Source organism: Amycolatopsis sp. NPDC104863, assembly GCF_055582965.1.
In genome coordinates this window covers 1,337,463-1,350,775 of the sequence record NZ_JBVJOW010000002.1, presented here as the reverse complement: position 1 = coordinate 1,350,775, position 13,313 = coordinate 1,337,463, and the positions used below count along the sequence as shown (strand labels likewise).

At 70.9% G+C, this 13,313-nt stretch carries 14 protein-coding genes; 11 read left to right on the top strand and 3 right to left on the bottom strand.

Annotated elements, in window-relative coordinates; translation table 11 throughout:
- Nucleotides 1–72 precede the first annotated feature (72 nt).
- The 9 genes from rpsF (at nucleotide 73) to dnaB (ending at nucleotide 6,958) form a co-directional block, all read left to right on the top strand.
- Nucleotides 73–399, top strand: a complete 327-nt coding sequence (gene rpsF, locus ACZ63J_RS16185; protein WP_176742059.1) for a 30S ribosomal protein S6 — start codon at nucleotides 73–75, stop codon at nucleotides 397–399.
- A 17-nt stretch (nucleotides 400–416) separates the two neighbouring features.
- Complete coding sequence (locus ACZ63J_RS16180) at nucleotides 417–938, top strand: single-stranded DNA-binding protein (RefSeq protein ID WP_465306630.1); 522 nt, start codon at nucleotides 417–419, stop codon at nucleotides 936–938.
- A 44-nt stretch (nucleotides 939–982) separates the two neighbouring features.
- Entirely contained in the window at nucleotides 983–1,231 is a 249-nt protein-coding gene (gene rpsR, locus ACZ63J_RS16175) for a 30S ribosomal protein S18 (RefSeq protein WP_003098744.1), read from the top strand.
- Nucleotides 1,232–1,245: 14 nt separating this feature from the next.
- Nucleotides 1,246–1,704 carry a 50S ribosomal protein L9 gene (rplI, locus tag ACZ63J_RS16170; RefSeq protein ID WP_465306628.1) on the top strand — a complete coding sequence of 153 codons (459 nt, stop codon included), beginning with the start codon at nucleotides 1,246–1,248 and terminating at the stop codon, nucleotides 1,702–1,704.
- A gap of 127 nt (nucleotides 1,705–1,831) precedes the next feature.
- The gene (locus ACZ63J_RS16165; protein WP_465306626.1) at nucleotides 1,832–2,182 is read left to right on the top strand and encodes a hypothetical protein; all 351 of its coding nucleotides are present in this window, start codon (nucleotides 1,832–1,834) and stop codon (nucleotides 2,180–2,182) included.
- Entirely contained in the window at nucleotides 2,179–2,796 is a 618-nt protein-coding gene (locus ACZ63J_RS16160; protein ID WP_465400054.1) for a DUF3558 domain-containing protein, read from the top strand. Before ACZ63J_RS16165 ends, ACZ63J_RS16160 begins: the two co-directional genes overlap by 4 nt.
- 1 nt (nucleotide 2,797) lies before the next feature.
- A complete protein-coding gene (locus ACZ63J_RS16155) occupies nucleotides 2,798–4,168 on the top strand; it encodes a hypothetical protein (RefSeq protein WP_465400055.1) in 1,371 nt (456 codons plus the stop codon).
- Between the two features lie 87 nt (nucleotides 4,169–4,255).
- Nucleotides 4,256–5,047 (top strand): ESX secretion-associated protein EspG, encoded by a 792-nt coding sequence (locus ACZ63J_RS16150; protein ID WP_465400056.1) that lies wholly within the window; start codon nucleotides 4,256–4,258, stop codon nucleotides 5,045–5,047.
- 504 nt (nucleotides 5,048–5,551) lie between these two features.
- A complete protein-coding gene (gene dnaB, locus ACZ63J_RS16145; RefSeq protein WP_465400338.1) occupies nucleotides 5,552–6,958 on the top strand; it encodes a replicative DNA helicase in 1,407 nt (468 codons plus the stop codon).
- Here dnaB and ACZ63J_RS16140 read toward each other — a convergent pair.
- Nucleotides 6,955–7,407, bottom strand: coding sequence for a MarR family winged helix-turn-helix transcriptional regulator (locus tag ACZ63J_RS16140; protein WP_465333350.1), 453 nt, complete (start codon nucleotides 7,405–7,407; stop codon nucleotides 6,955–6,957). The two genes, dnaB and ACZ63J_RS16140, sit on opposite strands and share 4 nt — an antisense overlap.
- Nucleotides 7,408–7,473: 66 nt before the next feature.
- Here ACZ63J_RS16140 and ACZ63J_RS16135 point away from each other — a divergent pair, with 66 nt between their 5' ends.
- Nucleotides 7,474–7,866: a MarR family winged helix-turn-helix transcriptional regulator gene (locus tag ACZ63J_RS16135; protein WP_465333348.1), complete on the top strand. Its 393-nt coding sequence runs from the start codon at nucleotides 7,474–7,476 to the stop codon at nucleotides 7,864–7,866.
- A 67-nt stretch (nucleotides 7,867–7,933) separates the two neighbouring features.
- A complete protein-coding gene (locus tag ACZ63J_RS16130) occupies nucleotides 7,934–8,698 on the top strand; it encodes a dioxygenase family protein (protein WP_465400057.1) in 765 nt (254 codons plus the stop codon).
- 184 nt (nucleotides 8,699–8,882) lie between these two features.
- On the opposite strand, the gene ACZ63J_RS16125 is transcribed toward ACZ63J_RS16130, so the two are convergent.
- Nucleotides 8,883–12,053, bottom strand: a complete 3,171-nt coding sequence (locus ACZ63J_RS16125; RefSeq protein ID WP_465400058.1) for a beta strand repeat-containing protein — start codon at nucleotides 12,051–12,053, stop codon at nucleotides 8,883–8,885.
- A gap of 206 nt (nucleotides 12,054–12,259) precedes the next feature.
- A complete protein-coding gene (locus tag ACZ63J_RS16120) occupies nucleotides 12,260–13,150 on the bottom strand; it encodes a hypothetical protein (RefSeq protein WP_465400059.1) in 891 nt (296 codons plus the stop codon).
- Nucleotides 13,151–13,313 lie beyond the last annotated feature (163 nt).

Sequence of the window (13,313 nt, the reverse complement as noted above, 5' to 3'; positions counted from 1 at the left end):
GGTAGCCTTACCTGGACAAACCCTCCTGCCACGGACAGTCCGTGGCCGCGAGCCCATAGGAGGTGAGTGGTTGTGTCACGCCATTACGAGGTAATGGTCATCCTGGACCCCACGCTCGACGAGCGCACGGTCGCCCCGACCCTTGACACCTTCCTCAACGTGATCCGCACTTCGGGCGGTTCCGTGGAGAAGGTCGACGTCTGGGGCCGTCGTCGGCTCTCGTACGAGATCAAGAAGCACGCGGAGGGCATCTACGCCCTGCTGGACCTGAACTCGTCTTCGGACGCGGTGAAGGAGCTGGACCGCCAGCTTTCGCTGCAGGAGACCGTGCTCCGCACCAAGGTCATGCGTCGCGAGGTCAAGCGCGCCGCGGCCAAGCCCGCCGCCGCCAAGGCCTGAGCCGAAGGGGAATCCCGATGGCTGGAGACACCGTCATCACGGTGATCGGCAACCTGACGTCCGACCCGGAGCTGCGCTTCACCCCGTCCGGTGCGGCGGTCGCGAACTTCACCGTCGCGTCCACGCCGCGCACCCTCGACCGGCAGTCCGGCGAGTGGAAGGACGGCGAGGCGCTCTTCCTGCGTTGCAACATCTGGCGGCAGGCGGCGGAGAACGTCGCCGAGTCCCTCACCCGCGGCGCCCGCGTCGTGGTGCAGGGCCGCCTGAAGCAGCGGTCGTTCGAGACGAAGGAAGGCGAGAAGCGCACCGTCGTCGAGCTCGAGGTCGACGAAATCGGGCCCTCGCTGCGCTACGCCACGGCCAAGGTCAACAAGGTCAGCCGCGGTGGCGGCGGCGGTGGTGACTTCGGCGGCGGCGGTGGCGGTGGAAACCGCGGCGGCGGCGGTGGCGGCGGAATGCCGGCCGACGACCCGTGGGGTTCCGCCCCGGCCGCGAGCAGCGGCGGTGGCGGCGGCTTCTCGGACGAGCCCCCCTTCTGATCTCGTACACACCCACAAAAGATTTGAATTACCAGGAGTAGACAGTGGCCAAGCCACCCATTCGCAAGCCCAAGAAGAAGGTCTGCGTGTTCTGCAAGGCCGAGAAGAAGGGCCGCCCGGAGCTCATCGACTACAAGGACACCAACCTGCTGCGGAAGTACATCTCCGACCGCGGCAAGATCCGTGCCCGTCGGGTCACCGGCAACTGCAGCCAGCACCAGCGTGACATCGCCATCGCGGTCAAGAACTCCCGCGAAATGGCGCTGCTGCCCTACACCTCGACCGCGCGCTAAGGGAGGGCACTGACATGGCGAAGATCATCCTCACCACGGACGTGGCCAACCTGGGCGGCCCCGGCGACATCGTCGAGGTCAAGGACGGTTACGCGCGCAACTACCTGCTCCCGCGGGGCTACGCGATCGCGGCGTCCAAGGGCGCGGAGAAGAACGTGCGCACCATCCAGCGCGCGCAGGAGAGCCGTCGCATCCGCGACCTCGACCACGCCAAGGAGATCAAGGCGACGCTGGAGGGCCTCGGCGCCATCCAGCTCACCGGCAAGGCGGCCGAGGGCTCGAAGAAGCTCTTCGGTTCGATCACCGCCGGCGAGATCGTCGACGCGATCAAGGCGGCCGGTGGCCCGCTGCTCGACAAGCGCGTCATCGAGCTGCGCGACCACATCAAGACCGTGGGCAAGCACTCGGTCGGCGCCCGGCTGCACCCGGACGTGAAGGTCGACGTGCGCCTCGAGGTCAAGGCCTCGCAGTAAGGCAAGTACGTCGTGGAAGGCGGGTCGTCCCTGGTGGGCGGCCCGCCTTCACGCGTTTCGGGGGAACCCCGGACACACCGGCGTCGTCGTAGGACAATGGAGCGGGACGCGAAGGGAGCGCAGCGGGATGGGTAACGAGGTCAACATGTCCGCGCCGTCCGGCGGTGGGGGTTTCACCTTCGACGCCGACAAGATCGACGGTGTCATCAAGAAGTGGCAGGACCTGCAGACCGACCTGCAGAACGACGCGACCGACGCCAACCTGATGGCCGACGTGAAGGCGCCGGGCAAGGAGTTCGCCAGCGGCGACTGGGAGAAGCTCGCGAACCCGTCCGGCAAGGCGTTCCTGGAGCAGAACCAGAAGATGCAGGAATACGTGAAGAACTACATCCAGGCCCTGCTCGACGCGAAGAAGAAGATCAGCGCCGCGGACGCCGACCACACCGGCGACATCTCGAAGGCGGGGACGCAGGCGTGAACCGCCGGCTCGTCCTGCCCGGGCTGGCCCTCGCGGCGCTCGCCCTCGCCGGCTGCAGCAGCACCACCGGCGGCACCGCCAACCCGGCCGCGTCCAGTCCCGACGACACCGCGAGCAGCTCGGCGGCCGGCGGCAACTCGGCGCCCAAGGTGGCCAGCCCGCTCGACCCGGCCAAGCTCAAGTCGGACCCCTGCTCCGTCCTCTCCGCCTCGCAGCGCTCCACGCTCGGCGTCGAAGACGGCACCCCGCGCTCCGGCGAAGCGGGCTCGACCTGCGCCTGGGTGTACACCGCCGACGAAACCCGCAGCAGCCGCGTCGACATCGCGGCCGACCCGAACACCGACGGGCTCGCGGGCATCTACGACCTCTACGCCAAGGGCGGCACCGACCAGTACGAGTACTGGGAGCCGACGGAGGTCTCCGGGTACCCGGGCGTCTACGCCGCGACGAAGGACTTCCGCAGCAAGGGCCAGTGCAAGCTGCTGGTGGGCGTGACGGACACCCAGGCCGTGCAGGTCTTCAGCCAGATCGGCAGCGGGCCGGGGGCGAGCGACCCGTGCCCGGGCACGCTGAAGGTGGCCGAAGCGATGATCCAGACCTTGAAGGAGGGCTGAGATGCTGGAACTGGTGCTCCTCGGCGGATTCGCCGCGTACAACATGGCGACCACGCACTCGGACGACCACACGTCGACGCAGGGCGATCGCAAGATCGACTGCTACGACATCTGGCAGAAGATCACCACCGGCCCCGGCACCGGCTCGATCCAGAACGGGCAGGCGGCGGCGAGCCGGCTGAAGGGCGCCTACTCCGAGCGGCTCAGCACGATCGACGGCCTGGCCAAGGAGATGGACGCGGCCTGGACCGGCGGCGGCGCGGACGCGGCGCAGAACGCGGGCGCGCACCCGCTGCGGGTCTGGATGGAGGACTCGGGCACCAAGCTGACCGACTCCGACAAGTACCTCGGCGAGCAGAACAACGCCTTCACCACCGTGCACGCGCAGGTGCAGGAGGTCCCGAAGGACCCGCCGAAGAACAACCTGCTCAACGCGGTGACGCCGTGGACGACCGACACCGACCGGGCGATCCGCGACTACAACACCAAGGGCCAGGCCAACGTCGACGCCTTCAACACCTACTACAAGGCGAGCAACGACAACGGCCAGAAGATGCCGGCGTACTCCGCGCTCAAGGGGCAGCAGGAGAACGTCGACGTCGACAACGGCAAGGACGGCAAGAAGAAGCCGGGCGACAAGAACGGGAACGACGGCGGCGGCGGCGAGCGCGGCGGCGCCCCGGGCGGCGGGCCCGGCGGCGTGAACATGCCGGGACCGGGCAGTGTCCCGTCGTTCGGCGGCCCGCCGAACACCCCCGGCGGCAGCTTCGACCCGTCGAAGGTGCCCGGCGGAAGCTTCGACCCGTCCAAGGTGCCCGGCTTCGACCCGTCGAAGGTGCCGAGCGGCAGCTACGACCCGTCGAAGATCCCGGGCCCGGGCAGCTACACCCCGCCGAACTTCAGCGACGGCACGAACGCCTCCGGTTTCTCGCCTTCGGACGTGCCCGGGGTGCCGGGCTTCGGCCCCGGCGGCACCCCGAGCTTCTCCGGCGGCGGCGGTGGTGGCGGGTTCGGCCCCGGTGGTTCGAGCGGGCTCGGCGGCATCGGCGACCCGACGGCGGGCTTCGGCCCGGGCGGCGGGGGCTTCGGGCCCGGCGGCTCGACCGGCGCGGCCGTGCCGGGCGGGGCCGGCGCGGGAGCGGGCGGCATGGGCCGCGGCGGCGCGGGGGCCGGCGGCGCGATGGGCGCGGGCGGCGCGGGAGCCGGCCGCGGCGGCGCCACCGGCATGGGGGGCATGGGAGGCATGGGTCACGGCGCCAAGGGCCAGGGCGGCGGGGACGAGGAACGCACCTCGAAGTACCTGCTCGGCGACGACCCGAACGAGATCTTCGGCTCCGACGAGCTGACCGCGCCGCCGGTCATCGGCGAGTAGCGCACGCGGGACCGCCGGGCGCGTGCCAAGATGGGCGCGCCCGGATTTCGTTCACCGATTTCGAGTCTTCACCTGGGGGGAAGAGCGGTGCTGGACAGGCAGGTCACCATCACGACCGGCACCCTGGTCAACCTGATCCGGCGCCGGGGCGGCGAGCCGCACACCGTGCTGTCCGAGACGCCGACCTGGTACAGCGAAGAAGCCCAGCGCGCCGAGGACGAGCGTGTCAACGCCGAGCTCGGCAAGGCCGGGCTGTTCGGCCCGCGCGGCATGCACCCCGGGTTCGTCGCGACGGTCGAAGCGATCGCCCGCCCGCAGCTGGAGTACTACGGCTGGGTCGACGGCGGTTTCCAGGGCAAGCCGGTCAGCTACCGGCTGCTCGCCGGCAGTGCCGGTGGTGAGGCGTTCGTGCTGGCCAAGCACGAGGAGCACGACGTCGTGGTGCTGGAGTCGTCCCGCCCCGGCTCGCTGCTCGACGACTTCCTCGGCCAGATCCCGAAGCTGGCGCCGGGGCGCGGGACGCCCCTCGCGGTGCCGAAGAGCCAGCTCGAAGGCACCGCCCGCGGCAGCGACGACGGCGGGTTCGCGGTGCTCCGCAACGACCGCCCGGCGGAGGGGTCGCACGAGGTCGAAGAGCTCCGGCGGATCCTGGCACTACGCCGAATGGGGAGTGGGAGCCTCTACGTCGCGGCCCGCAGCCGAACGGGTGCCTGGCAGCGGATCGAACGCCCGGTGAACTACATCGATACGTCGGAAGGCCGCTGGCTGACCGAGGAGGTTCCGGGGCGCGGGGAGAACCGGATCGCCTTCACCCCGGCCGACCAGCGCGTTCTCGCCGAGCGGTTACGCAGCGCACAGGGTCGGCTCACCGCGGCCTGACTCTCCGGCCGTTCAGCCCACCGGGTGGCGGCTCTACCCACAGTGATATTCATCCACAGGCCCGGTGGCTCAATGGGCCCGAGCTGGTCCACGACACGCCGAACAACGGAGTTGGCGCGACACGCCGCACGAGTTTTCGGAGAGTTCTCCACACCTTGTTCACAGGCCCTGACCTGCACATTCATCGAAGCCGATCACGCTTGTCCCCAACTTGTCCACAGCTCTCAGGGCACCTGTGACTGGTTACCCCCATTCATCCCCAGGTTGTCCACAGATGGGTCCCCATGCTGAATTGCCTTCGGCCTTCCGGGGGATCTAGCGTGCCCGCTCGGGCCTGTACTCACGGTGGTGCCCGGCGTGCCTCCGAGAGTCGGGCGGCGTTCTCGCCGATCATCGGGGACGAGGCCCGGCAGACGGGTGGCGCGGATCGAGCCGCGTGCTTCGAGAGCGAAGATCCGGCATACTCGAACGGGTGTTCGACACGATGAGGAGGTGTCCGGAGCGGTGGCGCTGACCGACGACCGCAGTCCGATGTATGCGGAAAACGACCCGGGTCCGAGCGACCCCGGCTCCGGTGGCGGGTTCGACCGCCAGCCGCCGCAGGACATCGCGGCCGAGCAGTCCGTGCTCGGCGGCATGCTGCTGTCCAAGGACGCGGTGGCCGACGTCATCGAAGCGCTCGGCCCCGACGACTTCTACCGCCCCGCGCACCAGGCGATCTACGACTGCGTCCTCGACCTCTACGGCCGCGGCGAGCCGGCCGACCCGATCACGGTGTCGGCGGAGCTCGAGCGGCGCGGCGAACTGGGCCGCGTCGGCGGCGCGCCCTACCTGCACACTTTGATCGCGACGGTGCCGACGGCGGCGAACGCGGGCTACTACGCGGAGATCGTCTCGGAAAAGGCGGTGCTGCGCCGCCTGGTCGAGGCGGGCACCCGCATCGTCCAGTACGGCTACGGCGCGGCCGCCGGCGACGGCGCGAGCATCGACGAGGTGGTCGACCGCGCGCAGGCCGCGATCTACGACGTCACCGAGCGCCGGACCAGCGAGGACTACGTCGCGCTGGAAGAACTGCTGCAGCCGACGATGGACGAGATCGACGCGATCGCCTCCCGCGGCGGCCAGTCCCAGGGCATCCCGACCGGCTTCACCGACTTCGACGAGCTGACCAACGGCCTGCACCCCGGCCAGATGATCATCGTCGCGGCGCGCCCCGGTGTCGGCAAGTCGACCCTGGGGCTGGACTTCGCGCGCTCGGCGTCCATCCGGCACGGCATGACCAGCGTCATCTTCTCGCTGGAAATGAGCCGGACCGAGATCGTCATGCGCATGCTCTCGGCCGAGGCGAAGATCCGGCTCGCCGACATGCGCGGTGGCAAGATGTCCGACGACGACTGGACGCGGCTGGCGCGGCGGATGAGCGAGGTGTCCGAGGCGCCGTTGTTCGTCGACGACTCGCCGAACATGACGATGATGGAGATCCGCGCGAAGGCGCGGCGGCTCAAGCAGCGGCACGACCTCAAGCTCGTCGTCCTCGACTACCTCCAGCTGATGACGTCCGGCAAGCGCGTGGAGTCGCGGCAGCAGGAAGTCTCGGAGTTCTCGCGGCAGATGAAGCTGCTGGCGAAGGAGATCGAGGTCCCGGTGATCGCGATCAGCCAGCTGAACCGTGGTCCGGAACAGCGGACGGACAAGCGCCCGATGCTGTCCGACCTGCGTGAGTCCGGCTCGCTGGAGCAGGACGCCGACCTCGTCATCCTGGTCAACCGCCCCGACGCCTGGGAGCGGGACGACCCGCGCGCCGGTGAGGCCGACCTGATCATCGCCAAGCACCGTGCCGGGCCGACGGCGACGATCACCGTCGCGCACCAGCTGCACTACAGCCGGTTCGTCGACCTCTCGCACGACTAACCGAGAGCGCTGTACCCGCGGACGAACGCCGTGAGGAGCCGGCCGAAGTCCGCCCGGTCCTCGTCCGGCCAGTCCGCCATGACCTCGGCGAACACCGAGCGCCGGAAGGCGTGGGTCCGGTCGAGGTGCGCCTGGCCGTCTTCGGTCGGCACGAGCACCGCACGCCGTCCGTCGTGCTGGTCGGCTTCGCGGCGGAGCAGGCCCTGTTCGACGGCGCGGGCCACGAGCCGGCTCGCGCGCGGCTGGTCGACGCCCATCGCCGTGCTCAGGGCCGTCACCGTGCTGGGTTCACCGCGCTCGGCGAGCTCTTCGACGACGTCGAGCAGCTCGTGCACCGGGTCGTGCGCGCCCTGGCCGCGGGCCTTGCCGATCCGGCTCAGCGCGCGCCGCTGCTGGCTGCGGCGGATCGCGATCATCCCGCGTTCGACCTCGGCCACGGCGTCCGTCATGGTTGCCCCACCTCCGCACTACATGTACTTTTACATGTAGTTGTTCATCCACATGTCGGAGTATCCATGAAACCCCTCGGCTGGTGGCTTCGCCACGTCCACGAGCTTCTCGAATCCTCCATGACCCAGGCCCTCGAAGCGGACTCGCTGACCCGCCGGCACTGGCAGGTACTCAACACGATCGCCGGCGGCGCGCGTACGCCGGAGGAGGTCGACGCGGCACTGGCGCCGTTCGTCGCCGCCGAGGGGTCGATGACCTCGAAGATCGCCGACCTGCGCGCCCGCGGCTGGGTTGCCGGAGACGGCGCGCTGAGCGACGCCGGCCGTGCGGCGCACGCCCGGGTCGAAGCGCGTGTCAAAGCGTTCCGGGCCGCGGTGACCGAGGGCATCAGCGACGACGACTACCGCACGACGGTCCGGACGCTGGAGCGCTGCGCCGCGAACCTCGAAGCCGCCTGAGGAATATCCCGGACCGCGAGGACGTCGTAGACTCCATTAGTTGAACTTTCAAGCACTGGAGCCGTTGATGACCCGCACCCCGGTCCTCTACCTCAGCCACGGCGCCCCGCCCCTCGCCGACGACACGACGTGGACCCGCCAGCTCGCCGGCTGGGCGGCCGACCTGCCGAAGCCCCGCGCGATCCTGGTCGTCTCGGCGCACTGGGAGGAGGCGCCGCTGACCATCGGGGCCACCACGACGGTGCCGCTGGTCTACGACTTCTGGGGTTTCCCCGACCGCTACTACGCGGTGAAGTATGAGTCGCCCGGCGCGCCGGAGCTGGCGGCGAAGGTGAAGAAGCTGCTTCGCACACCGGAGACGCCGGTGCACGAGGCGCCCGACCGCGGCCTCGACCACGGCGCCTACGTGCCGCTCGTCGAGATGTACCCGGACGCCGACATCCCGGTGCTGCAGGTCTCGATGCCGTCGCTCGACCCGCAGCAGCTGTTCGACGTCGGCCGCAAGCTCGCGCCGCTGCGCGACGAAGGTGTGCTGATCATCGGCAGCGGTTTCTTCACGCACAACCTGAGCGGCATGGCCCGCGCGACCGACGGCACCCCGCCGGCGTGGTCGGCCGAGTTCGACCACTGGGGTGCGGAGGTCCTGGGCAGCGGTGACGTCGACACGCTGCTCGACTTCCGGCACAAGGCCCCGGCGGCCACGCTCGCGCACCCGCGCACCGAGCACTTCGCGCCGCTGTTCGTCTCCCTCGGCGCGAGCTCGGCGGAAGGCCGCACGGTGATCGACGGCTTCTGGCACGGCCTCGCGAAGCGTTCTCTCCAGTTCTCCTGACCGGACCCCGGACACGAACGAGCCCCAGGAACCTGATCGGTTCCTGGGGCTCGCCGTCTCCAGGGAAGGAGCGTTCTCGCGATCGTCGGACGCTCCGTGCGAGGAAACCTCGCGGCGCGGTGGAACGCCGGACGGGGGTTGGGGGCCGGGCGGGCTCTGGCTGAACCCGCCCGGCGTCACCGAACTACTTGCGCTTGACCAGACCCAGCAGCTTCGCGAGGAAGCCGGTGGAGTCGAGGCCCGACATGGCCGGGACCTGCGCGGCCGGGGCCGCGCTGTCCAGCACCGGCAGCTTCGCGTTGACCGGCAGGGCCGGGGCGGCCGGCAGCGCCGGGGCGGCCGGGGTCACCGGCAGCGCGACGGGCAGCGTCGGGACGCCGCCACCCAGGACGGGCAGCGCCGGCAGCGCGACGGGCAGGCCGCCGGTCGGCAGGTCCGCACGCTCGGTGCCGTGCCCGGGCAGGGCACCACCCAGCGCGGAGAGGCTGCTCAGGCCGGGCAGGCCACCGGCGGTGGGCAGGCCACCGGTCGGCAGGTCCGCACGCTGCGTGCTGCCGCCACCCAGCGCCGAGAGGGCGCTGAGGCCGGGCAGGCCGGCGGTGGGCAGGTGCGGCAGCAGCCCGGACATCGGGGTGCTCACCGGCACGTCGGCACGCTGGGCCGGGATGGCCGTCGGCAGCGCGGGCAGGCCCTGGGTGGGCAGCCCCGCCGTCGGCAGGCCGCTGGCCAGCGAGGTCAGCGACGGCAGCTCGCCGGCGCCCAGCTCCGAACCCTCGACCGGGTTCGCGATGGCGTCCGCGTCCTCGGTCTCACCGTTGATGCTGGTCATGTCCGTCGCGTCGGCGGTCGCGACCCCGAGCAGCTCGAGGGGCACCCCGAAGATCTGCACCGGTGCCACGACGTCGTGGTAGAAGTTGTACCCCGACAGGCTCGACCCGTCACCCTCGGTGACCGGCTCGCCGCCGTTCTCGGTGGTCAGCGTGTTGTCGCCGACGGCGTGCGCGACGCCGCCCACGGTCACCGCGTCGCCGAACAGCTGCGCGATCGCCGTCACCGGGATGTCCAGGATGTTGCCGGAGATCGCGCCTTCGACACCGGAGGTGGTGTCGTCGCCCGCGTTCTCGACCTGGGTCATGCTCACGCCGGTGCCGGTCGCGACACCCGCCGCGCTGACCGCGTCACCGAAGACCTGCGCCACCGGCAGCGCGTCCGCGCCGACGATGTTGCCGGCCACCGCACCGTGGTCGCCGTTGGTGGTGGCGTCGCCACCGGCTGTCGACGTGGTGTCGTTGGTGCCCAGGCCGTGGCCCAGGGCGCCACCCGCGACGCCGTCGCTGAACAGCTGCGCGACACCGGCGACCGGGGCCTTCACGATGTTCCCGGCGAGCGCGCCTTCCTGCCCGTCGGTGAGGGCGTCGCCGCCCGCCGAGGAGTCGGTGATGTTGTCGTTCTCACCGGTGCCGATGCCCGCGAGGGCGGCACCGCTGCCGGCGGCCAGCACCGGGAGCGAGACCGGGGCCTCGACGATGTTGCCGGCGCCGGCGCCCGCGGGGCCGTTCGCCGTGACGTCGCCGCCCGCGTTGGACGTCGTGTCGGTCGAGCCCTTGCCGTGGCCCTGCCCGACGAACGCGCCGCCGATGTTGGCGACCTGCACCGGCAGCGAAGCCGGCACGGTGCCCAGGTTCGAGCTCAGGAAGCCGTTGTCGTCGTGCGTGCTGCCACCGCCGCCGCCGGAGACGACCTTGGTCTCGTCGGCCGAGCCGGAGCCCTGGCCGATGAAGGAGCCGCCCACGCCGAAGACCTCGGCGGGCAGGCCGACCGGCACCTGCACGACGTTGCCCGAGCCGGACGAGTCGTTGCCCTGCGTGCCGTCGTACGCCCCGGCGGTGACGACCTTGTCCTCGGTCGCCGAGCCGGTCGCGTTGCCGATGTGGCTGCCGCCGATGCCGAAGACCTCGGGCGCGCCCGCGGTCTGGGTGTTGACGATGTTGCCACCCAGCATGGAGCCGTTGCCCCGGGTGTAGCTGCCGTTGCCCGCGTTGGCGTCGGTGGTGTTGTCGTGCGCGGCGTTGGCCTGGCCGATGTAGGTGCCACCGATGCCGAAGGCCTCGACCGGCAGCGCGACCGACGGGTTCAGGACGTTGCCCGCCCCGGACGCGTTGTCGCCGGCGGTCTTGACGAAGCCGCCCGAGTCGACCGTGCTGGACGAGCTGCTGGCCGCACCTTCGCCCTCGCGGCCGGCGAGCGCGTCACCGGAGGTGGCGTTGCCGATCCACGAGCCCGCGACACCCGCGACGTTCGCGATCGGGGACAGCGAGGCCGCCCCGCCGTTGCCGGACAGGAACGAGTCGTTGCCGCTCGTCTCGAGGTAGGTCGGGATGCCGAGGCTGCCCTCGCGGGTGTCCCCGGCCGTGGCGTCGGCGGAGGTGGTGCAGCCGTCGGAGTTCGACAGCGAGCCCCACACGGCGCCCGAGTTGCAGTTGAACTTGACCGGCAGGGCGATCGGCACGCCGACCACGTTGCCCGAGGCCGAGCTGTTGTCGCCGGAGCTGAACAGCGAGCCGCCGGAGGTCGCGACGGTGTCGGCGGTGTAGCCGTGGCTCTGGCCGTTGCCGAGCAGGTACGAAGCGGCGTTGCCGGTCACCTGGACCGGGGTGGCGAACTGGCCCGCCACGACGTTGCCGGAGAAGGCCGAGCCGTCACCGTTGGTGTCGACGTTCCCGGTCTCGGTGGCGCTCTGGTCGGCCGACCCACCGGTCACCCGGCCGGTGCCGCCGGCGACGCCGCCGCCGTTGCCCGCGATCTGCACGGGGAGCGCCCAGTCGAGGGCGACCGCGTTGCCCGCGAGGCTGGAGTCCTCACCCGTCGTCGCGATGTCCTGGTTGTGCTCCCAGGTCTGCGAGTGGTTGCCACCCTCGACGTTCGCGTCGCCGATCGCGCCGACCGCGTTGTCCACGATCTGGATCGGGACGACGACGTCGCCGGTGACCTTGTTGCCCTTGAGGTTCCGGTGGCCCGGGGTGAAGGCGCCCGCGCCGTCGGCCTTCGTGGCACCGCCGAGGGTGCTCTGGCTGATCGGGCTCGCCTCGTCGAGCTGCTTGGCAGCCTCGTTCGCGGCGTTGGTGACCGGCTTGGTGCTCAGCTCCGTCTGCCCGGCGGGCAGGTCCAGCTGGCCGAAGGGGGTGCCGACCGCGTTGTTGGCCTCCTGGATGGGGACCGTCACGTTGAGGTCGAGCGGGGAGGCCGGGGCGTCCGGGTTGACGTTCTCGTCGGCCGAAGCGATGCCGGTACCCAGCATCAGCAACCCACCGGTGACAAGTGCGGTCTGGAGTCCGCGCTTTGCCCACGTCTGCATGGGGTTTTTCTCCTTTATTTCGGGTTCCCTTGCGGGCTTATGGGGGTGCGCTCGTCGAAAGGGGGATGGCGTCCGAGCCGCACCGAGGGGATGGATCTTTTTGCGGGCGCAAAAAAGCGCACCGCCGTGTCACGGGGAATCCGCGGACGCAGAGCCGTCAGATGCAGACGGACTTGGGCGCGTCAGCGACCCGTGAAGGGAGGTGTTCAGTCAGGAGTGACACCGGGCTGCTCGCCCGGGGTGGGCGCCACGTGGCGCGGGCCGCTGCGGTAAGCGCTGGCGGCGGCATCGCTGACGGCCGAGGAGACCCACGAGGGGACGCCGAAGTTCAGGCCGTCGAGGTGACCACCGGGGGCCGAGGAGCCACCCGGGGCGGTCGGAACGGACGGTGCGGCCGGAAGCTGCACCGGAACCAGCGGCGACGGCAGGTCACGGTGCTTGTCACGGGACTCGCCCGTGGCACCGGTGCCGTCTTCGTGCTGGACACCCGTCGGCAGCACGAGCGCGGCTCGTGAGGCGGCGGGGAGCTGGACGGTCGAGACGGCGGCCGCGTCCGTGGCCGGGGCGGCGACCGGGGTCGCCGGCTCCTGCGCGACCGGGGCGAGCCCCGGGAGCTGGACCAGGTTTTCGTGACCGGTCGGGTCGAGCAGCTGCCACACGTCGTGGGCGGCCGGCTCGGGGGTGAAGGTCTGCTCGAGGACCTGGCGGGTGTCCTGCGGCTTGCGGACGATGTGCTCGACCGCGCCGAGGGTGCGGTGCGCCGGGCTCACGACGGCCTTCTCGGTGAGCTCCGAGACGGAGTCGCGGACGCGCTCCGGCTCGCTCCACGCCGTGGCGGCCTGGGGCGAAGCGGCGACGTCGTCCGAGAAGCCGGCGACACCGTGGTTCACGTCGCCGAGGTCACCGGCCGTCGCGTCGGTCACCGGCACGACGGACGAGGTGCCCACCTCGACGGTGTCGGCGGACGCGGTGGCGGAGGAGACGAGCCACGCGGCGGCGGTGCCGGCCAGCGCGCCACCGAGCACGAACAGCGCACGCGTCACGAGCCGGCTCGAGCGCTTGGCGCCCTGCCCCTCGTTCGCCGCGGTGTTCGGCACCCGTTGTCTCCTCGTGTGTGTTCCGTGATCAATCGGCAACTTGCCGTTGCGGAAGCGACCTAACCAAACTCGGAAGGCGTCGCGCACCCTCGACACGACTTGATGCCCCCATCGTGTGACGAACACAGCGTGTAGCCCGGTCTGACGATCGGTGATCGGCGCT